The sequence below is a fragment of the Psychrobacter sp. FDAARGOS_221 genome (assembly GCF_002313155.2).
Classification (GTDB): Bacteria; Pseudomonadota; Gammaproteobacteria; order Pseudomonadales; family Moraxellaceae; genus Psychrobacter.
Window position 1 is genome coordinate 152,518 of record NZ_NWFK02000001.1, and the last position, 19,946, is coordinate 172,463.

Consider the following 19,946-nt stretch of genomic DNA (forward strand, 5'->3'; position numbering starts at 1 on the left):
AATTTATAATGACCAACCATTACACGCCAGCCCCGCAAGCCTATGGCTTCGACCTGACTATTAAACAACTACTCAATCGCTCTAAGTTGACTGCCCAAGATCAGCAGATTGTCTACGCTGATAAAAAGCGCATGACTTACAGTGAGCTGTTTGTGCGTATTGCAAAATTGGCCAATGTGTTAGAGAGTCTCAATCTACAAAAAGGTGATGTGATTGCCGTGATGGATTGGGATACGCATCGCTTTTTAGAGTCTTATTTTGCCATTCCAATGTCGCAGTACGTGCTGCAAACGGTCAATATTCGCCTGTCTCCGGACAAAGTGCTGTATACCATTAACCATGCTAAACCTAAGGTGCTGCTGTTAAATTCAGAATTTGCACCAATGGTGAAAGACTATCAATTTGAGAACTCGTCTATTGAGCATATCATCTGGATGGATGACAACGGTATGAGTAGTGATGGTGTGTTTGGTAGCAATCAAGCGCGTGTGGTCGGAGAATATGAAGCGCTGCTTGATAACGCCAGTGATCAATATGAGTTCGCTGATTTTGATGAAAATACCATTGCCGCTACCTTTTATACCTCAGGCACAACCGGTAATCCAAAAGGCGTTTTCTTTAGCCATCGTCAAATCGTACTACACGCATTAACAGAAGCGGCCAGTTTAGGGGTATTACCGCAGAAGCAAGGCTTAGTGCTGGGTGATGTGTATATGCCGATGACACCGATGTTCCATGTGATGGCATGGGGCTTCCCTTATACCGCAACCATGTTAGGGCTTAAGCAGGTGTATCCAGGTCGCTATGCGCCAGATGTAATGTTAAATCTGATTGAAACCGAGAAGGTAAGTATCACTCACTGTGTGCCGACCATCTTGCAGATGCTGCTTAAGCAAGCTGAAGCGGAAGGCAAAGGCTTTAATGGCTTGAAGATGATTATTGGTGGCTCGCGTCTGACCAAAGGCTTGGCAACCACAGCGCTGTCAGCAGGTATTGAGGTTTATACCGGTTATGGTATGTCTGAAACCGCACCGCTTATTAGTCTAACTGAGTTTCGCTCGGATGATCCTGAGATGACATTGGAAGAAGATGTCATGCGTCGTTGCTTGACCGGCAAACCAGTGATTATGGTAGAAGCTGAAATTTGGGACGGTAATGGGGAGGCTCTGAGTCATGATGGCAAACAAACCGGTGAGCTGGTATTGCGTGCGCCTTGGCTGACCCAAAGCTACTTTAAAAACGCCGATGCCGGTGCCGAGCTGTGGGAAGGCGGCTATATGCATACGCAAGACATCGCTTATATGATGGCTGATGGTACGCTGGGTATTACAGACCGTCTAAAAGATGTGATTAAATCAGGCGGTGAGTGGATTTCTTCGTTAGAGATTGAGACCATTTTGTCATTGCATCCTGCGGTCGCTGATGTGGCAGTGATTGGAGTGCGTGATGAAAAATGGGGTGAGCGTCCGCTGGCGGCACTGGTATTGAAGCCAGACTGCCAAGATGTGGCCATTGAGGATATCAAAGCCATTGCTGAAAAGGCTGCCGAAAAAGGCATGATTCCAAAATACGGCGTGCCAGAGCAGTATAAAATTGTCGATGAATTGCCTAAGACTTCAGTAGGTAAGCATGATAAAAAGAAAATGCGTGAGATTTATGCCGGACAGACTCAGATCTAAACCTGTTTAAGAGTAAGCGTATTAGTTTAGAAAACGTTAAGTTGTTTTATGGTTAGTAAAGCCGTTACCCTAAGGGTGACGGCTTTTTGTATAAAAATCAATGTGATAGTATAGCCGTCTTTTTAGGGCTTTATTAGGGCAATAATGACCATGAACCATTCAAATAAAGAGACCACGCTGCCGTCATCTGAAACAGACGCGACAGCAGGTAGTACCGAGGTACTGTTTGAGCTGATTGATATCAAGCAGGGCCTACAAATAGGACTGATGACCTTAAATCGTGAGAAATCACTCAATGCGCTAAGTACCACTATGTGTCAGCTAATGAGTGATAAGCTTACCGAGTGGGAACAGTTGGATACGCTTGTCGCTATTGTCATCCATGGTGCTGGCGAGCGTGCGTTATGCGCAGGCGGTGATATTCGTCAGCTATATAGCGCCCGTCAGCAATGGGACGGTGAGGGCGTTGCGCCGCCAGAAGCGGTAGACTTCTTTGCCAGCGAATATCATTTGGATACCCAAATGCATGAATATCACAAGCCGATTATTATTTGGGGCAGCGGTATTGTGATGGGCGGCGGTATGGGTATTCTAAGCAGTAGCAGTCATCGTATTGTGACTGAGACCACGCGTGCTGCGATGCCAGAGGTGAATATTGGGCTGTTCCCAGATGCGACGGGCAGTTGGTTCTTACAGCGCTATCCTGCTAAGACTGGTTTGTTTATGGGTTTGACCGGTGCTGATGCCAATGCCAATGATGCGCTATTGTGCAACTTAGCCGACTTTAAGGCGAGTAGCCAACACTTTGATAAAATGCTGCGCTGCTTGTGCGAAGCAGATTGGCACAGTGCTTTATCTGAATCGGATACAAATAGCCTAAGCAGTACAGTAAGCCTTAGAAATAAGCTGCACGCGGTTGCAACTAACACCTTAAATCAATTTAGCATTGAATCTGCTAAAACGGTTGAGTTTGCGCCCAGTAATGTGGCTAAGTTTATGCCGTCTATTCAGCGCTTAATGAACTATGGCGGACTTGAGGCCATTGATGCCATCTTGCAATCAGATGAGAAACTTAAGCAGTTCTGCCCAAAATGTGTCGATAGTGAGTGGTTCCAAGCAGCAGTGGCTAACTATCGCTACGGCTGTCCAGTGACCAAGGCCATTACTTACGAGATGTATCAGCGTGCGCATAATTTGTCATTGACCGAGGTGATGGCGCTTGAGACCAATGTGGCGCTGCACTGTGTCATTTATCCTGACTTTAGTGAGGGCGTGCGTGCCTTATTAATCGACAAAGACCGCAATCCGCAGTGGAGTCGCAGTTTGGCTGAGTGTTTGGATAGTGAAGGGCAGGCGTATATTCAAGGGCATTTTGAGTCGCTAGCGGCGGTTTAGAGGTTATATCGCAACTGAACAACCTATTCATTTAATAATAGGCAAATTAAAGTGGGTATAAACAATGAAAAGAGCAGCTTATAAAGTAGATGTTCAAATATTGAGCCGTTTACCGATGCATGATTATCGAGATTTAGCTTCTTGGCTTAATCTCCATTTTAAAATGCTACCTAGTATGACACCGACTCGGTGGAATATGATCGAACCTATCAATCGCCCTTTTGGTGAGGATACCGACTGGGAAGAAGAGATGAGACTGCTATTCGACCCGACACTTTGGCCAAGTTTTTATTGGAGGCGTCATAAAAAAACACAATCAAGGGGTAGCTTCTCTAGAGCTATTGATAATAGAACAGGTCAGTTATTACCCACTCATTCTAATGAGAGTATAACAAGTATATTGTCTCAAACTAATATGGATGAATTGATTAGCTATGTCAAAACAAGCTCAGTTCAGTTTAAAGCAGATATCGCTTTTATTGATGTTTGGAATAAGAATTACTATGAAACGGTAATAAAAGAGATTAGAGTCTTTCAAGCAAGTGAGTTTTTTGAAGATATTTACCTTACTACTCATGATCTTAGACACTGGTTAGATGATATCTATTGGGGGACTGTATTTGGTGATGCTTATGTGCGTTTATTTGGTATGGATAAGATATTGTCTGCACCTGTATATAAAGTAGAGCAACTTAGTGATGATACGGTATATTTGCAATTAACTGAAAATATTACAGACAGTTATGAAAAATTTGAAGAGTTTCAAAAAATACGCCAAGCGGTAAAAAATCATTTAGATCCGATGGCATTCTATCAAAAAGACAAAGCCTATTATCCATGGGGTCAAGGTGTTTTTCCTGATCATGAGTTAGCAAAAAAAACTGCTGGTAGTGTGTTTCATGTGCCTAAATTTCATCTACTTTCTGATTCGGTATTAGATTGGAGTAAAATATAGACTAAATTAAGAAAAATAACAAACTCATCCCCTTTAATACGTCTATGGTTAATAAATAATACAAGGTTATAAGGACTAAACAACCAATAGCGAGATATAAAATTGAGTTAGAGACAAAAATTTTAAGCCGTTTACCGATGCATGATTATCGAGATTTAGCTTCTTGGCTTAATCTACATTTCAAAATGCTACCTAGCATGACACCGACTCGGTGGAATATGATCGAACCTATCAATCGCCCTTTTGGTGAGGATACCGACTGGGAAGAAGAAATGCGACTGCTATTTGACCCTATACTTTGGTCAAGTTTTTATTGGAAGAGAAATAAAAAAACTAAGTCTTCTGGTGAATTTAGCAGTGCTATTAATCTTGAAAGGTATCTACCAATTCACTCTCAGGAGTCTATTGACAGCGAATTAGGCCAAACTAATATGGATGAATTGATTAGCTATGTCAAAACAAGCTCAGTTCAGTTTAAAGCCGATATTGCCTATATTGATGTTATGCATGATGCCTATCGAGATGCCGTGTTAGAAGAGTTAAAGCACTATCAAAACTCATATGCGGTTTCTATTAGTCTATTGACCCAAAATCTTAGACACTGGTTAGATGATATCTATTGGGGAACCGTATTTGGTGATGCTTATGTGCGTTTATTCGGTATGGATAAGATATTGTCTGCACCTGTATATAAAGCAGAGCAACTCAGTGATGATACGGTATATTTGCAATTAACTGAAAATATTACAGACAGTTATGAAAAATTTGAAGAGTTTCAACAAAAACGCCAAGCGGTCAAAAATCATTTAGATCCGATGGCATTCTACCAAAAAGATAAAGCTTATTATATATATGGTCAAGATTTTTTCCTTGACTTTGAGTTAGCAAAAAAAACTGCTGGCAGTGTGTTTCATGTGCCTGAGTTTCGTCTACTTTCTGATTCGGTATTAGACTGGAGTAAGAAAATATAGACTAAATATAGTATAGAATTTTACGCTCACCCAACACAAACTAAAGATATGATAATTAACAATTTACCTTAGGATAAACTTATGAGCATGATTGCTGATCTTGATTCTTATGAGATGCATTCCGAAATCAATGGAATTGATTTAAAATATTATGCCATCTTCTTCTTTTATCTCATAGAATGGGCTTATTCAAGAGAATTACTTTCGGATGAGTTAGAGCATGACAACTCATTCATTAATGAGTTAAAACGAGTGAGAAATCAAGAGATAGATTGTTTTGACTTTCTATCAACTCAGCTGGACTTTAAGCTTTGTACCAGCTTTTTTAAAGATGACATAGTCGCTGAATTTGTTGGACTATATATTGATATTGACTATGATCCTGACCTAAGAAGACATATGTGGAGTTATGGTAATGAGTTTATGTTCCAAAGACACTTAATAACGAATACTTATAAACCTAAAGAAAGCAAGGCCTTAATGGAGGATATAGATAATGCATTTAAGACTTTTATAGAGATTAACTATCCTGATAAGCTCAAAGATTATTTTCCTATAAAATACAAAAGATAGCTTTTGAATATATCTTATTTATTTCATTAAGTACATAAAGGCCATCTTTCCAATATAAAAATGAAAAGCTGAGTTTAGACTCAGCTTTTTTTACGCATATTTATAAACCATAGGACCTCAGTAGCTTTGAAGACGCACTCACCAACAGCCCACGCATCTCTTTAGTGGATGTTTTTGCAGGTGAAGCGTTTAGCAAAGGAGTGAAAGACATTGAGGTAGGGTTGAGATACATCATAAACATAATACTAAAACAGGCAGAAATGCTGATTTTAAATTTAAAAATAAGCCATTAAAGGATTAATTATGTTTAAAAAAATATTGTTAGATTTTTTGTTGTCTGTAGAGGCATCAGCAGCAACAGGAGAGCTAGATGAATGGTATTTATCAGATTTTGATGACAAATATGTTAACAGCATTGATTATGAAACTGGTTATGCGATGCTCATCGATTGCTGTGAAATTTGGCTTCAGTATCCTAGGTTTACATTTGAGCTAATTGACCCCTGCCGTCAAATCCGTACACCTAAACTTGGGAGATTTTGATCAGGCAGCTTGACGATAGAAATCCATCCAAACTTGTCTTGGCGATCTCATACCTAAACTCTGCTGAATCCTGACTTGATTGTAATCTAACTCGATATATTTTATGATACTGTTGATTGCTTCAAATCGAGTTTTGTAATTATGATGATATATCAGCTCATTCTTTAAAACGCCCCAGAAGCTCTCTATTGGCGCATTGTCATAACAGTTACCTTTCGCACTCATAGATCCTTTAAAACCGTATTTACTGATCATTTTGCGATAATCTTCGCTGCAATACTGGCTGCCTCTATCTGAATGTACAATAAGCCCTTGGCTAGGTCGTTTATCCTTGATTGCTTTATTTAAGGCTCTACAGACTAAATCTGCTTTCATGCGTTTATCGATAGCGTAGCCAACCAATTCTTTGGTATATAAGTCTTTGACGCCTGCTAAATAAAGCCAGCCCTCATCTGTCCAAATATAGGTTATATCACTGACCCAAGCACAATTAGGACGGTTAACGCCAAACTGTTGTTTAAGAAAATTAGGATAGACTCGCTTGTTATGGTCTGAGTCCGTTGTCACTTTAAAGCGTTTATGACGTCTACATTTGATGTCATGTTCTTCCTTGATACTACGCACCATGTACTTGCTAATCTCATGTCCATGCTCACTTAAATGTGCATGCAGACGCTGATAACCATATCGCTCTTTAGTCTCACTATGCGCAGCTTTTACAAGCAGCTCACAGCGGTTACGATGTATTTGCTGAGCACTGATATTACGCTTGGTCCAGTCATAGTAGCTTGATGGTTTAATATCAAGGGTTTTACACATGCTGGTAATGCTAAATTCATATTTGTGATGGTCAATAAAGGCGTACCTTACTGACCGTGTTTCGCAAAGTACGCCGTGGCCTTTTTTAGTATCTCTCGTTCTTCTTGTGCTATTTTTAGTTCACGCTTTAAACGCTTCATTTCTTCAAGGGCTGAAACAAGCTCTGGATCGTATTGCTTAGTACCCTTGAGCATGCCTTGATTGGCTTTTCGTTGCCAGTTAGCCAGTGTCTGCATTGGCAGCCCTAACCGCCTAGCTGTAGCACTAACATTGCCACCATTATTCTCTATTGCTTTAACTGCTTCTGCTTTAAATTCTTCACTGTATCTTTTAGCTTTCTTTGTCATGGTAAACTCCTATTTGTCTTCCTTAGTTTACCAAGTTTTTGTCTACGGTTTTTTCAGCATAGCTCAGATTGCTCAAATGAAGCATTAGGAGAAGCGGTATTTGAAGCCCTTAAGCATAGCAGAGAAATGCCGCTAGATGAATTTGATGAGCTGTTTCGTTCAGGTTTTTTAGAAAGGAAATATGCTGAATTTGAAAGTTCGTTGATGGAACGTTTTAATTATAAAAATAAACGCCAACTTTATAAAACTATGAAAGCAGTTTATGTAAACGGTATAGAGAATCGTGTTGAGCTAGTATCTACACACCAAGATAGTTTAGATGGCTTTTGTGGTATTGAGGAGTTAAAGCCGATAGTCACTTCATTTGATGTTTCAGCTGAGATATTGGGAGAGAAAATAAGAGAGGCCTATCAGCTTAGTACCAGTAAATATAAGTAGTTTAAGACTAAGCAGGATACTTTATAAGCACCTAATCCTTTGTTATCACAAAAAATAGGAAACGGAATTAAAAAAAGGTGAGTTATTTTTATACTTTGACACGGTGTAAAAATAACTCACCTTTTTTATGCTTAGTAAATGCAACTTTAGCCTTTCAAACATTAAGCACTCACCAATAGCTTACGCATCTCTTTAGTGGATGTCTTTGCAGGTGAAGCGTTTAGTGAAGAGGTAAAAGGTATTGATGCTGACGACTTTGCCCGAAACTTAGCTCATAAGCTCGCGGCGGCTGGTGTGGGCTGTATTGCAGCAAGTGCTAAAAACCAAAGCTGTGATGCTGGGGCAACCGTGATAATGAGCAAATGCTCAAAGTTGTTAGCCAAACCAAGCTCAATAAAACTGACACCGTATATAACTTTGAAGTCGATGAATTCCATACTTATCATATTGGTGAGTTCGGGGTTTGGGTGCGTAATGCTTGTTCCCCAAGGTTTCAAGGAGCAAGTCAGTTGACTTTAAATAGATTAGATAAAGTACTGTCAACTGCATCTGACTCAACAGTAGGTAGTGGGGTAAAGAATTTTACCCAAGTACAATCAAGAAGCAGATTGGCGGACTATAAATGGTTAACTGCCAATCCTAAGAGTGTGATTAGAGATGATATAAATCTAAAAATCACTGAACTTCAAGATAGTACAAAAATAATTTTAAGAGATAGTAGTACTGGTCCAAAAACTATTGAAATTCAAAAATCTAATGAAGGTAAGGTGATGGAGATTAGATATGAAAAACCATAACACGAAACCTTGGTGTGATGTGGAAGATCCATTAAAAAAGTACTATAACTTATTAAATGATCAGGATTTGAAAAAAGTAGTTGATATTACAACTAGACAAAACTTGAAGCTACCCTGCTTTCAAAAAGAACTCATAGAGAATGCATTACTGTTAATAGATTTTTCTGATTATCATAATGCATTTTCACAATTTCAACTTTTCTCTGATTTAATTAAACAATTCAGAAGTCAAGGAAGTTATTTACTTTGGATGCCTTTGAATAATGACGATTTGAATAATTTCAGTAAATTCAATCCTTTAATGATAGCGAAAACGCCTTTTGAAGTTGGGTTCTTAACAAAAGCTTCAGAATCAATGATGCAAATGCTGACAGGTGGTTTTATGGTGATAGACTCTAAGAATCAATTTATTTCTATGATTATAGATGGATATTATATGTTAAGCATAGTTTATGACATTTCTTTAGCTAATATTTTTCAAAAATATATAGATAATTGGCGTGTTGTTCGCGAAAATCTAGATGAAACCACAGCTACTACTCTATTGACTTGCCAAGCTGAGTATGGCTGATATTTATATAGTCAGCAAACGTAGCGTGGGTGCAACTGAGTGAAACCCACGTATTAAAACTAAACTCAAACACCAAAATCAAAGGCTGGGCTTTAAATCCAGCCTTTTTTACCTATAAAATGGTCTTAATGTTCGGTGGAAAAGAGCTGGTGAGTATGATCCTTTTTAAACAATTATTTTTCAGGAGGATTTTATGAAGGTTAAGTTAAGAAATATTGACGAATGTGATGAATTCTACAGAAGACTTATAGGAAATGTCGATCTTAGCCATGATAAAATATATGAAGTCATAGAAATACAACAAAGTTCATATCGTCTTGAAGGTGATAGGAAAGAACCTGCTTTATATGATAAACGAATGTTTGACATTGTAGACCCCACTATTCCTGAAGGTTACATATACCAATTTTACTATGAAGACAGCGAAGAGTTTCATGGAGATGAAGATGGTTTTATATGGCGTGATTTTGAAGAGGAGTATAACATAACGCCAAAATGCTTCGCTCAAAGAGCTTTTTTTGATTTTTATTTTGACAAGCATGAAGAGCAGGTTGCTATTTATAATGAATACATAAAAAATAGAAATAAGTTGGATTAAGATATTTTTAAGTATTGCTTATGGTTATAAATTAAAATTGAAAGCTGGATTAGAAGGGTAAGTTGTTTTTATACTTTGACAAGGTGTGAAAATAACTTACCCTTTTTTGAATATAGTAAATGCAAGTTTATCTTCATTAAAAATGACTTATACCAATAGCTTATCAGATTCTGTAAAAGCTGTAATGCTGGGGCAATTGGTGCCGCTGTTGGTGAGATGGTTGCGATTATTTAGAGAGCTATTTAATAGAGCAAGGCTTTGAAGCACAATTGTCTGCTGAGCAAAAATAGGACATTCTTAATCTTAATAGATCTAAATTAGTCACTGGTACAGTAGATGCGACTTATCAATTTTTTTATAGGAAAATCAACCGTTTTTTAGTATTATGCATAAGTTGCCGCAAACACAAGGCCGTGTTTTAAAACAAATTTAAAGGATTATTAAATGGATTTTTCGCAAATCAACCCGCCTTATAGCCCCAGTGCGTGGCTCGACATGGACGCACTAGACCACAATATTGCACTGGTCACACAGCAAACCCAAGCGGTTAACCTGCGCTTAGCGACTAAGTCTATACGCTCACTCGACGTTCTACACTATATCAAAGACAACTCACCCAACTATATCGGCCTGATGTCGTATGCGGCTGATGAGTCTGTGTATCTATTAGAAAATGGCTTTGACAATATTTTATGTGCTTATCCAACCTTAGATATGCAGAGTGTGGCTCAAACTTTGGAATATACCAGACAAGGGGCGACCATGATTTGGATGGTCGATCGTCCAGAGCAAGTGGATGCATTAAGCCAAGTTGCCAAGTCACATCAGACCACTATAGAAGTTTGTCTTGATATCAATATGTCGATGCCATTGCCGAAGCTGTATTTTGGCACCAAGCGATCGGCGTTAATGAGCAAAAAAGACGTCAAAAATCTACTTAAACACATCAAAAAACAGCGTCATATCAAAGTGGCAGCACTGATGGGTTATGAAGCACAAATTGCTGGATTACCTGAGCACTTACCGGGTAAAACCAGGCTCAGCCCAGCGATCAAAATGCTCAAGCAGCGCTCTAAAAAACAAGTCAGTCAGCGCCGCGGCTCATTAGTAAAATGGCTTACCAAGCAAGGCTTTGATCTGAAGCTGGTTAATGGCGGTGGTAGCGGTAGTATGGACTTTACCTCAAGTCAGCCAGAAGTCACTGAGATTACCGTGGGTTCAGCCTATTACAAGCCTGCTTATTTTGATTATATGGATAGCATGAGCGAGTACCAGCCAGCCGCTGGGTTTGTATTGCCAGTAACTCGCCAACCTGAAAAAGGGGTCATTACTTGTCACAGTGGTGGCTTTATTGCTTCTGGAGCGACCGGCATTGATAAAGCGCCAGTGGTTCATTATCCGCAGGGTTTATCAATTTTAACTGACGAAGGTTTTGGTGAAGTTCAAACCCCACTTGCAGTAAATACCAAAAAGTTAAATAACGCAGCCGTTCCGACAATCGGTTCAGCGGTATGGTTCCGCCATGCCAAAGCGGGTGAGCTGTGCGAGCATTTTAATGAATTAGTTTGCTATCGTGATTCACAAGTTATAGAGGCAGAAGGATCTGCCCGTACCATGACAACGTATCGAGGAGAGGGAAAATGTTTTCACTAACACAGTGGCAAAATAGCAATAAATGGGAAAACTGGGTCGGATACGTCACCGCAGAGCCGGATGAAAAATTAACCCCGTCATCGGTAGAAGAGCTACAGCAAATTGTCAAACAAGCACGCGCCGATAAAAAACGAGTGCGTGTCACCGGTGCGGCGCACTCTTTTAGTGGTTGCGCGAAACCGGAAGAGATAGCGGTTAGCTTGCATAATATGCGTGGTCTTATCTCTGTTGATAAAGAGAAAAAGCAAGCGACCTTACATGCAGGTACCTATTTGCATGAGATTGGTGATGCGTTGCGTGAACATGGTTTTGCACTTGAGAACATGGGTGATGTACAAGCCCAGACCATCGCTGGGGCTGCCAGTACCTCCACTCATGGTACAGGCATTACGCTTGGCTCAGTGGCCAATCAAGTGGTTGGCTGGGAATGGGTAGATGGCAAAGGTGAGCTACATACTCATGAGCGCGGCGATCCTGAGACAGATGAGCTGGGCAATGCGTTACACGCAAGCTTGGGTATGTTAGGTATCTTTACCAAGCTGACGATACAAGTCGTTGATCTGTATGGATTACGCGAGTCAAATGAGCGCTTAGAGTTTGAAGAAGGGCTGGCAGGCTTCCATGACGCGGCACACAGTCACAGACACATGGAGTGGTTCTTGTTCCCAGGTACCAATAAGCTGCAACAAAAAACCTTATCGGTTATTCCGCCAAAACCGATGAAGCGCAGTCAAAAATTAAAAGATAGCTTTGATAGTATTGTGACCTTAAATGGTGCTTTTTATCTGTTATCAGAGATGGCGCGGATGAATCCTAAATTAACCAAAAAAGTGAGTCAGATATCGGCCAGCTCTATTCCTAATACCCATCGTGAAGGCTACAGCTACGAAGTTTTCCCAACCCCACGTGGTGTTAAGTTTAATGAGACTGAGTACTTTATTAAGCTTAGTGACTTTGAGCAATGTATTACCGAAGTCAATAATGTGTTGTTAGAGGACAATAAGCTGTCGCATTTCCCAATTGAGGTGCGTACGCATAAGGGTGAGACCGGCATGCTTAGCCCAACTCAAGGTGAGGACTGTGCAGTATTATCTTTCCACGTGTATAAAGGCATGGACAGCGAACCCTTATTCAACTGGGTTTATGAGTATATGAAAAAATGGCAAGGCCGCCCACATTGGGGTAAGGTAAACAAACTCAGCAGTGAAGAATTACACGCCTTGTACCCTCAATTGAAGCGCTTTTTGGAGATTCGTGAGCAGTACGATCCAGATAAAGTGTTCTTTAACAGCTGGTTTGAACAGAAGTTTAAATAGTTTTAATAGCAGTTTTAATAACAGTTGGCTGTTTCAATAACACTGACTTAATTCAACACACTGTCAAAAATCTCAAGTAGACTCAATCTTACGGGCTGATAATTAGCTTGATTGGGTCTTCTGCCTCAATGTCGTTTATTAAACATTTCTGGTGAGCGTAACATTCTTGCCGGATTATTTTGTTTTGTCTGTTTTGTCTGTTTTTTTGGTTTTTTGGTACGATTAGGCTACACTAAACAACATACAATATTTATTAAATTGATTTCATAAGTTGTTATCAAACGCCATAATTAACAAACTAATTAATGATGCCAAATACCATGAGTAATAAAGCCCCTTTTAGCCAGAATCTAGCGACCAATCCTCAAGTGATGAGTGATGATGGGTTATCAAATAATGCCTTATCACACACAGGCGTATCTGATAAAGCCCTCATCAATTCTGTCAGCAAGCTAGGTTTTAAATCAAGCTTAGCTAAAGCAGGTCTGATAAGTGCGTTTTTAGTGGCACCACTTGCAGCTAATGCCTGTCAGATTCCAAAAAGCTTTTACTCTAATGTGTTTTGTACGCCTAGCAGTCAACACTTCTTGGCATTAAAAGACTCTGGGCAACCGGTAGCATTAATTAACAATCAAGGTCGACCAGTAGCAGATTTGACCCGTTATGACCGCGTTGATGTTAGTAAGCTAAAAGATGGTGTTATACCGGTGCAACGATACGGTAAAGTCGGCTACATTAACCTGTCAGGGCGTGAGGTTATCCCGCCAGTTTATGATGCCATTACCAATGACAGCCAAACCTCGGGTTGGTCACGTGCGTCAAGCAGTAACCGTATTGTGGTTAAAAAAGGCGGTAAGTTTGGCGTTATCGATACCAATAATAGAGTAGTGGTGCCATTTTCTGCCAGTTACCAGACCATCAGTGATTATAATGGCAATTTAGCCAGTGCCCGTCGTAATAATCAGACCCAGTGGTTAGATATTAATGGCCGTATTACTAATGGACCGTCAACCCCAGTTATCGCGCAAACAACGGTAGAACCGCCTATCATCACCTCGATTCCTGCATCTAGCACTAGTATCTCAAATAATAGGCAAGGCTTAGCTATTCCGGTTGCTGCATCGAGCACGCAAGGCACTAATTATCCGGCAGTGACCACCAGTAATAAAATTACCGTATTGAATCAAAACGGGTCATCTTCACGCCTGCCAACCAGTGTGGCAACGCCTATTACCCCAACCAACCCTGGCTTGGCTAATAATAGCTCTGCTTACAATGGCTCAACGCCATCTACCACGGTAACCACTAATGCTACCATTAGAAGACTGCCGTCTCGATCAGCCAGTGGCACAGCAACGACGCCGACTACGCCAACATCTATCCCTAGTGCAGAAGTCATTAAGGTAGATCAAAAGCCAAGACCAAGTCCTATGGATAGAGAAGTATGGCAACCTGAGCAGCGTGATGGTAATTGGGGCTTTGTTAACCGCTCTGGGGTGCCTATGATTACCTTCACCTTTAATCAAGTGACGCCATTCTCTGAAGGGCTGGCCGGGGTAAGAATGCAAGACAAGTGGGGCTTTATTAACTTAGCAGGTGAGCTGGTTATTCCATTTGACTACTCAGAGTCATCGGTACGCCGTGGCAATGGCGCAACCTATAAAGGCGTACAGCCCTTTGTGTTTACCGGCGGTAAAGCTTGGGTTTCCAATATGCCAAATGGCGCACAAATGTGTATTGATCAAGAAGGTCGTTACGTTGGTTGTTAATGGATATTACCTTTAATGACTTATATGAATGATTAACCCTATCTGATGACAATAAAAAAGCAGACCTTTTAGGCCTGCTTTTTTGTGACGTACAATATTTGCTATTTATGCTCTATTATTTAGACTCATCATACTTGGCTTCAAGCGCTAAAGCACGCTGATAGCTTTCAAGTTTAGCAAGGTTTTGAGCATAGGCTTGAATATTAGGGTATTTACCCAATAGTCCGCGCTGCTCTAGCATGATTAAGTCAAACGACAGCATAAAGTCTGCACCGGTTAGCTTATTTGCAACGATATAACTTTTACCTTCAAGCTCATCATTGAGATAGCTTAGTAGGTTATGCTTCTCTTTGGCAATATAGCCATTTAAGAAGTCATTGTCAGTCACGCCGGCTGCTTGAGTAAATAACTCAAGCAGCATAGGCACCATCAGCGAGCTTTCTGCAAAGTCCATCCACTGGAGGTAGCTGGCGTAGTCTTTGCTATCAATCGCAGGGCGCAAACGATCGGCTGCAAAACGCTCAATCAAAACTTGAGTAATGGCGCCAGACTCAGCGATTACTTGACCATCAAGCTCAATCACAGGCGATTTACCCAGTGGGTGTGCTTGTTTTAAGCTGTCAGGTGCTAGGTGAGTTTCTGCATTGCGCTGATAGCTAACAACCTCATAAGACTGACCCAGCTCTTCTAATAGCCATAAGATGCGTAATGAGCGAGACTGGTTGAGATGATGTAATGTAATCATAAGATGTGTCCTGATATTGGTGTGAATTACGCTTGTAGCTTGTTGATTAAGCGTTTGGCAACATCTTCAGATGACGCTGGATTTTGACCGGTAATTAATAAGCCATCTTCAACCACATATGACTGCCAATCAGCACCTTTCTCATATTTACCACCATTTTCTTGTAGCGCATCTTCTAATAAGAAAGGAACCACATCAGTTAGGCCAACGGCCTCTTCTTCAGTGTTACTAAAGCCAGTGACTTTCTTATCTTTTACCAAATACTCGCCATCGACTTTCACGTTTTTAAGCGCAGCAGGCGCATGGCAAACGAAAGCAACTGGCTTATCTGCATTTACAAAGTCTTCAATCAATGCGATTGATTTTAAATCAACTGCTAAATCCCACATTGGGCCATGACCACCTGGATAGAATACCGCATCATAATCAGCAGCATTGATATCGGCTAGTTTATGCGTGGTCGCCATTTGCTCTTTAGCAGCAGTATCTTGTTTAAAGCGCTCAGTAAACTCAGTTTGCGCATCTGGTGTATCACTGTTTGGATCAAGTGGCGGCTGACCGCCAGCAGGTGAGGCTAGTGTAATCTCGGCGCCAGCATCTTTAAATGCATAGTAAGGCGCTGCAAACTCTTCTAACCAAAAGCCTGTTTTTTTACCGGTATCGGCAAGACGCTCATGCGAAGTTAGTACCATTAAAATTTTCATAGTTATCCTTGTTATTTATTGTGAGTTATATACTTAGCGGAAGAGAGAAGAGTACTCTCCTCTCTCTTCTTATTTATTATGTTGGGCTATTCAGGGTCAGCAACTTTAACCACAGTCTTACCAAAGTTATTACCCTCTAGCATATCAACAAAACCTTGTGGCGCATTACCTAGACCATCGACGATGTGCTCTTTGGTTTTAACTTTACCTTCTGAGACCCATTTACCCATAGTTTGTAAGAACTCTGGGAAGTGATCGCCATATTCTTCAAAGATGATAAAGCCTTTAACGGTTAAGCGCTGTCTTAAGATAGTGCTCATAAGCAGGCTTAAACGATCTTTACCATCAGGAAGCTCGGTCTGGTTATAGTGAGCAGCTAGACCACAGACAGGGATACGTGCATGGGCATTCAGTAGTGGTAATACCGCGTCGAACACACGGCCGCCTACGTTTTCATAATAGATATCAATACCATCTGGGCAAGCTGCGGCTAATTGATCTTCAAAGTCGTCAGCACGGTGATCGATACATGCATCAAAGCCTAATTCTTCAACCGCGAATTTGCATTTATCTTCGCCACCAGCGACACCGATGACTTTTAGACCATGCAATTTACCTACTTGACCGACCGTTGCACCGACTGGGCCTGTTGCTGCAGCGACTACTAAGGTTTCGCCGGCTTGCGGTTTACCGATATCGGTTAGACCCATAAAGCCGGTAAAGCCTGGCATACCTAATACGCCTAAACCATAAGATGGGTTCGACATGTCATTGGTCAGCTTATACACGCCCTCGCCATTGCTAACAGCGTAGTCTTGCCAGCCTGAATAAGCGATAACGATGTCACCTTTACTAAAGTTATCTAAGTTTGATTCAACCACTTGTGACACAGTCGCACCCAGCATCACATCGCCCACTTCTAGTGGGTCTGCGTAGCTTTTAGCATCACTCATACGACCACGCATATAAGGATCAAGTGATAAATACAAGGTGCGAAGTAGCATCTCGTTATCGCTCGCACTAGGAATCTCAGCAGTGGTTAGCTCAAAGTTGTTATCTACTGGTTTGCCGTGAGGTCGGCTGGCAAGTTTTACTTGGCGGTTGGTATTATTCGATTGGATATTGTCAAAGCTCATGTTTTTTTATCCTTATTATTTATTATATGAATCGACTTGTTGCTCGTGAGGCATCTATTAGGTAAGCAATACGCTGCACGTTGGCTGCACAAATATTTTGGTTCAATAATCATTGTAATTCAGCCAACTGCCAGGTCTGTCGTGCTTTTGTTTGACTATGCACAAGTCTAGTAACTGTTTTTAGAGTCCTTTTTACAACCCTCACACAACGTTTTAACAGCACTGCTTAATCTATTTCACGTTTAAGCCTGTGTAGCACGTTGTAAGATACGGCGTGATGCCTCTAAATCATTGGCTTTGTGCTCACCAAGTTTGGTCATGCCGTGGGCTTCTAACTGTTTGATGATAGGGTCAATAGCCGTTTCATCTAAGTCTGCATCCGCAAAGTTAATTGGTAAACCTAAGTCTTTAAAGAAGTTCTCAGTACGTACAATGGCTTCTTCGATAATAGCGTCCTCTGGGTTGTTTTGAGAGCCTTGACCGTTATCGGCACTGATATTCCAAACGTTTTGCGCATATTGTAGTAGCTTGTCTTGCTTACTGTCTTTTAGCTCACGCATTAGCGATGGCAGTACGATAGTCAGTGTACGAGCATGATCGATGCTATGTAATGAGGTTAGTTCATGACCAATCATGTGAGTGGTCCAATCTTGCGGCACGCCTGATCCGATTAGACCATTTAGCGCCATAGTCGCTGTCCACATGATATTTTTACGGACTTCTAAATCATCTGGATTGGCTTTTACTGCTTGACCTTCAGTGATTAAGATTTTAAGTAAGCTTTCAGCGAATGCATCTTGTACTTTAGCGTTAACTGGGTAGGTCAGGTATTGTTCCATCACGTGAACAAAGGCATCTGCCACACCGTTCATCACTTGACGCTCAGGTAGCGTTAAGGTTTTAAGTGGGTCTAGGATTGAGAATTTTGGATAGGCTAGTGGGTTACCAAATGGTAGTTTTGCTTGACGTTCACTATAGTTAATCACGCCGCCGGAGTTCATTTCAGAGCCGGTTGCAGGAATAGTTAATACCGCACCTAAATCAATAGCTGAATCGATACCTTTGGTAAAGCTGGTCAAAGCGTCCCATGCTTTATCGTGCGAAACCTTATTTGAACCATCTTCTTCAGTCAAATGAGATACCAGTGCAACAAATTTACTGCCGTCAATCACTGAACCACCGCCAACAGCCAAGATAAAGTCGATGTTATTTTCATTTACCATATCTGCTGCTTTCATAAGCGTGGTGAATTCTGGGTTTGGCTCAATACCACCAAATTCAAATACTTCACGTTTACTGCCCTCAGCATTTAAAGCATCTTTTACCTCGTCAAGGGTACCGGTGCGCTTGGCTGAACCACCGCCATAAGTGATAAGAACACGCGCATCTTTTGGTACTAAGTTTGATAGTTCTTTGATTTGACCTTCACCAAATACGATGCGTACTGGGTTGTAGTATTGGAAGTTATTCATAAATAATCCTTGATTGATTTGCTAAAAATGAGTTCGAAATAAAATTGTTTTAGAGATTGAAATTTAAATCTGAGAATATGCGATTAGTAATGTTTGTTTCAAAAGAGAGTTCAAGTTACTGAACTAATATCTGCAAGCTTGCATAGGTAAGTAAGAGATACAGAATAAAGCCGCAAAATCGGCTGGCTCATATTTGATGATTGATATAATACAGTTAGATTAGACCGGTCGTCTAGTATTTTTACAAAACTATCTAATAAATAATGAAACGGTTAATGGCGACTCATTATAGGGATTAATAATGTCAAATATATGATGGGTTGTGTTGTGAGTTATAAGTACTGCATCAGCTCAATAGGCGCACCGTTAACTTCAACAAAAGCCACGATTAAGCCGTCACTGGGGGAGTTGGGTTCAATAATAATCTTTTTACCTTCAAGCTCTTTTTGAAGATCATCGACCACAAAAGCCACATGCGGAATGGTCTTTACAATATCAGGATAAGGCGCATCATCCCAGTAGCGTTGCCACTGAATGCCGTAAGGGTTGTTTTCATGATCAGAAACCGTCATTTTTAAATGCGGCAGATCAATCTCACCTTCAAAGCGCTCTTGAGTGGGGATGCCGATATGGTTAAATTTCATGACAATATATTCCTGATATTCCTTTTTAACAGGTCCTGTTAAACAGGTGTATTTACAACGCTTAAAGTCCAAGCTCTGAGACAGTCATCTGCCATACTTCAGTCAGTGAATCATTGGTGCGACTGGTCTTCGCAATAAGGCTAGCACCAAGCCAAGCATAGTACCATCGCTTTGCAATACTCATCGCGCTTAAGTTGTCAGCGGTTGGCACGGAGCCATCTTTCCAGCCGGCTTCAATTTGCTCGCTAATCCAATGAATGGTCTGCATATAGCCCCCTGCCAATGCCTCACGCATTGGGTCAGAGATATCTGAAACTTCACCACTTAGCTTAACCACCAGACACTTTTCATGATCACAGCTGGTTTGTTGGGTGTCATACCAATATTGGAAGTAACTATGTAGCTTCTGTTGAGCGGTGATGTCTTGGTTTGATATGGCTTGCAGGCGGTTTTTATAGTGCTCAAAATAGCCTTTAATGATGGCTTCACCAAAGGCTTCTTTTGAAGCAAAGTAGTGATAAAAAGAGCCTTTAGGGATACCTGCGGTGTCTAAAATTTGTTTGATACCAACCGCAGTGAATCCTTTATTGGCAAGTAATTTGTAACCAGTTGCCAATAAATGGGATTTGGTGTCTGTGGCTGGCGCGTTTAAAAAATCCGAATTATTGGGGGTCATAGGGTTATCCTAGCGTTTATGCCGATGCTTATCCAATGTTTACAGGTAAGGTTTACAAAGGTTAGCAAGTTATAACAAATATTTTATAGAAACTACTTGTCACGTTTTTAAGATAAGTATTCTCTAAACCAACTATTTGAGGCAA

Annotated in this window: 20 protein-coding genes; 13 read left to right on the forward strand and 7 right to left on the reverse strand. The window is 40.8% G+C overall.

What is annotated here, in order from left to right:
* Positions 1 to 8: 8 nt before the first annotated feature.
* From A6J60_RS00715 to A6J60_RS00740, 6 genes are all read left to right on the forward strand, one after another.
* A complete protein-coding gene (locus tag A6J60_RS00715; RefSeq protein ID WP_096064292.1) occupies positions 9 to 1,679 on the forward strand; it encodes a fatty acid--CoA ligase in 1,671 nt (556 codons plus the stop codon).
* 150 nt (positions 1,680 to 1,829) lie between these two features.
* Complete coding sequence (locus A6J60_RS00720; RefSeq protein WP_227526011.1) at positions 1,830 to 3,074, forward strand: enoyl-CoA hydratase/isomerase family protein; 1,245 nt, start codon at positions 1,830 to 1,832, stop codon at positions 3,072 to 3,074.
* 64 nt (positions 3,075 to 3,138) lie between these two features.
* Positions 3,139 to 4,029 carry a hypothetical protein gene (locus A6J60_RS00725; RefSeq protein ID WP_102993939.1) on the forward strand — a complete coding sequence of 297 codons (891 nt, stop codon included), beginning with the start codon at positions 3,139 to 3,141 and terminating at the stop codon, positions 4,027 to 4,029.
* Positions 4,030 to 4,166: 137 nt separating this feature from the next.
* Complete coding sequence (locus tag A6J60_RS00730; protein WP_102993940.1) at positions 4,167 to 5,000, forward strand: hypothetical protein; 834 nt, start codon at positions 4,167 to 4,169, stop codon at positions 4,998 to 5,000.
* 81 nt (positions 5,001 to 5,081) lie between these two features.
* Positions 5,082 to 5,573 (forward strand): hypothetical protein, encoded by a 492-nt coding sequence (locus A6J60_RS00735; protein WP_096064296.1) that lies wholly within the window; start codon positions 5,082 to 5,084, stop codon positions 5,571 to 5,573.
* Between the two features lie 303 nt (positions 5,574 to 5,876).
* The gene (locus A6J60_RS00740; RefSeq protein WP_096064297.1) at positions 5,877 to 6,116 is read left to right on the forward strand and encodes a hypothetical protein; all 240 of its coding nucleotides are present in this window, start codon (positions 5,877 to 5,879) and stop codon (positions 6,114 to 6,116) included.
* Here the strand turns inward: A6J60_RS00740 and A6J60_RS00745 are convergent.
* A protein-coding gene (locus tag A6J60_RS00745; RefSeq protein ID WP_096064200.1) for an IS3 family transposase occupies positions 6,117 to 7,282 on the reverse strand; the annotation gives its coding sequence in 2 pieces (ribosomal slippage) (positions 6,117 to 7,024 and positions 7,024 to 7,282; 1,167 coding nt in all). It abuts the gene before it with no gap.
* Between A6J60_RS00745 and A6J60_RS00750 the strand changes: the two genes are divergently transcribed.
* The 7 genes from A6J60_RS00750 to A6J60_RS00780 all read left to right on the forward strand — a co-directional run bounded on the left by A6J60_RS00750 (position 7,217) and on the right by A6J60_RS00780 (position 14,424).
* The gene (locus A6J60_RS00750; RefSeq protein ID WP_227526166.1) at positions 7,217 to 7,720 is read left to right on the forward strand and encodes a contact-dependent growth inhibition system immunity protein; all 504 of its coding nucleotides are present in this window, start codon (positions 7,217 to 7,219) and stop codon (positions 7,718 to 7,720) included. The two genes, A6J60_RS00745 and A6J60_RS00750, sit on opposite strands and share 66 nt — an antisense overlap.
* A 362-nt stretch (positions 7,721 to 8,082) precedes the next feature.
* On the forward strand, positions 8,083 to 8,517 hold the full coding sequence (locus A6J60_RS13495; RefSeq protein ID WP_227526012.1) for an HINT domain-containing protein: 435 nt from the start codon (positions 8,083 to 8,085) through the stop codon (positions 8,515 to 8,517).
* Complete coding sequence (locus tag A6J60_RS00760; RefSeq protein ID WP_096064299.1) at positions 8,504 to 9,088, forward strand: hypothetical protein; 585 nt, start codon at positions 8,504 to 8,506, stop codon at positions 9,086 to 9,088. The genes A6J60_RS13495 and A6J60_RS00760 overlap by 14 nt, the downstream gene beginning before the upstream one ends.
* 193 nt (positions 9,089 to 9,281) lie before the next feature.
* Positions 9,282 to 9,686: a hypothetical protein gene (locus A6J60_RS00765; protein ID WP_096064300.1), complete on the forward strand. Its 405-nt coding sequence runs from the start codon at positions 9,282 to 9,284 to the stop codon at positions 9,684 to 9,686.
* A 444-nt stretch (positions 9,687 to 10,130) separates the two neighbouring features.
* Complete coding sequence (locus A6J60_RS00770; RefSeq protein WP_096064301.1) at positions 10,131 to 11,339, forward strand: alanine racemase; 1,209 nt, start codon at positions 10,131 to 10,133, stop codon at positions 11,337 to 11,339.
* Positions 11,327 to 12,655 (forward strand): D-arabinono-1,4-lactone oxidase, encoded by a 1,329-nt coding sequence (locus A6J60_RS00775; protein WP_096064302.1) that lies wholly within the window; start codon positions 11,327 to 11,329, stop codon positions 12,653 to 12,655. Before A6J60_RS00770 ends, A6J60_RS00775 begins: the two co-directional genes overlap by 13 nt.
* 320 nt (positions 12,656 to 12,975) lie before the next feature.
* Positions 12,976 to 14,424: a WG repeat-containing protein gene (locus A6J60_RS00780; RefSeq protein ID WP_227526013.1), complete on the forward strand. Its 1,449-nt coding sequence runs from the start codon at positions 12,976 to 12,978 to the stop codon at positions 14,422 to 14,424.
* Between the two features lie 115 nt (positions 14,425 to 14,539).
* Here A6J60_RS00780 and A6J60_RS00785 read toward each other — a convergent pair whose 3' ends face one another.
* The 6 genes from A6J60_RS00785 to A6J60_RS00810 all read right to left on the reverse strand — a co-directional run bounded on the left by A6J60_RS00785 (position 14,540) and on the right by A6J60_RS00810 (position 19,801).
* On the reverse strand, positions 14,540 to 15,169 hold the full coding sequence (locus A6J60_RS00785) for a glutathione S-transferase family protein (protein WP_096064303.1): 630 nt from the start codon (positions 15,167 to 15,169) through the stop codon (positions 14,540 to 14,542).
* 26 nt (positions 15,170 to 15,195) lie between these two features.
* On the reverse strand, positions 15,196 to 15,873 hold the full coding sequence (locus A6J60_RS00790) for a type 1 glutamine amidotransferase domain-containing protein (protein WP_096064304.1): 678 nt from the start codon (positions 15,871 to 15,873) through the stop codon (positions 15,196 to 15,198).
* 86 nt (positions 15,874 to 15,959) lie between these two features.
* The gene (locus A6J60_RS00795; protein WP_096064305.1) at positions 15,960 to 17,009 is read right to left on the reverse strand and encodes an NADP-dependent oxidoreductase; all 1,050 of its coding nucleotides are present in this window, start codon (positions 17,007 to 17,009) and stop codon (positions 15,960 to 15,962) included.
* Between the two features lie 242 nt (positions 17,010 to 17,251).
* Complete coding sequence (locus A6J60_RS00800; protein ID WP_096064306.1) at positions 17,252 to 18,481, reverse strand: iron-containing alcohol dehydrogenase; 1,230 nt, start codon at positions 18,479 to 18,481, stop codon at positions 17,252 to 17,254.
* 332 nt (positions 18,482 to 18,813) lie between these two features.
* Positions 18,814 to 19,125 carry a VOC family protein gene (locus A6J60_RS00805; RefSeq protein ID WP_096064307.1) on the reverse strand — a complete coding sequence of 104 codons (312 nt, stop codon included), beginning with the start codon at positions 19,123 to 19,125 and terminating at the stop codon, positions 18,814 to 18,816.
* A gap of 61 nt (positions 19,126 to 19,186) precedes the next feature.
* On the reverse strand, positions 19,187 to 19,801 hold the full coding sequence (locus tag A6J60_RS00810) for a TetR/AcrR family transcriptional regulator (RefSeq protein ID WP_096064308.1): 615 nt from the start codon (positions 19,799 to 19,801) through the stop codon (positions 19,187 to 19,189).
* Between the last annotated feature and the right edge of the window lie 145 nt (positions 19,802 to 19,946).

Excerpts from the sequence above, each read along its gene's own strand:
- A6J60_RS00720 (WP_227526011.1), top strand. The coding sequence starts at position 1,830 with ATGAACCATTCAAATAAAGAGACCACGCTGCCGTCATCTGAAACAGAC.
- A6J60_RS00715 (WP_096064292.1), top strand. The coding sequence starts at position 9 with ATGACCAACCATTACACGCCAGCCCCGCAAGCCTATGGCTTCGACCTG.
- A6J60_RS00805 (WP_096064307.1), bottom strand. The coding sequence starts at position 19,125 with ATGAAATTTAACCATATCGGCATCCCCACTCAAGAGCGCTTTGAAGGT.
- A6J60_RS00780 (WP_227526013.1), top strand. The coding sequence starts at position 12,976 with ATGAGTAATAAAGCCCCTTTTAGCCAGAATCTAGCGACCAATCCTCAA.
- A6J60_RS00725 (WP_102993939.1), top strand. The coding sequence starts at position 3,139 with ATGAAAAGAGCAGCTTATAAAGTAGATGTTCAAATATTGAGCCGTTTA.
- A6J60_RS00735 (WP_096064296.1), top strand. The coding sequence starts at position 5,082 with ATGAGCATGATTGCTGATCTTGATTCTTATGAGATGCATTCCGAAATC.
- A6J60_RS00775 (WP_096064302.1), top strand. The coding sequence starts at position 11,327 with ATGTTTTCACTAACACAGTGGCAAAATAGCAATAAATGGGAAAACTGG.
- A6J60_RS00790 (WP_096064304.1), bottom strand. The coding sequence starts at position 15,873 with ATGAAAATTTTAATGGTACTAACTTCGCATGAGCGTCTTGCCGATACC.
- A6J60_RS13495 (WP_227526012.1), top strand. The coding sequence starts at position 8,083 with ATGCTCAAAGTTGTTAGCCAAACCAAGCTCAATAAAACTGACACCGTA.
- A6J60_RS00795 (WP_096064305.1), bottom strand. The coding sequence starts at position 17,009 with ATGAGCTTTGACAATATCCAATCGAATAATACCAACCGCCAAGTAAAA.
- A6J60_RS00810 (WP_096064308.1), bottom strand. The coding sequence starts at position 19,801 with ATGACCCCCAATAATTCGGATTTTTTAAACGCGCCAGCCACAGACACC.
- A6J60_RS00740 (WP_096064297.1), top strand. The coding sequence starts at position 5,877 with ATGTTTAAAAAAATATTGTTAGATTTTTTGTTGTCTGTAGAGGCATCA.
- A6J60_RS00800 (WP_096064306.1), bottom strand. The coding sequence starts at position 18,481 with ATGAATAACTTCCAATACTACAACCCAGTACGCATCGTATTTGGTGAA.
- A6J60_RS00770 (WP_096064301.1), top strand. The coding sequence starts at position 10,131 with ATGGATTTTTCGCAAATCAACCCGCCTTATAGCCCCAGTGCGTGGCTC.
- A6J60_RS00785 (WP_096064303.1), bottom strand. The coding sequence starts at position 15,169 with ATGATTACATTACATCATCTCAACCAGTCTCGCTCATTACGCATCTTA.
- A6J60_RS00765 (WP_096064300.1), top strand. The coding sequence starts at position 9,282 with ATGAAGGTTAAGTTAAGAAATATTGACGAATGTGATGAATTCTACAGA.
- A6J60_RS00760 (WP_096064299.1), top strand. The coding sequence starts at position 8,504 with ATGAAAAACCATAACACGAAACCTTGGTGTGATGTGGAAGATCCATTA.
- A6J60_RS00730 (WP_102993940.1), top strand. The coding sequence starts at position 4,167 with ATGCATGATTATCGAGATTTAGCTTCTTGGCTTAATCTACATTTCAAA.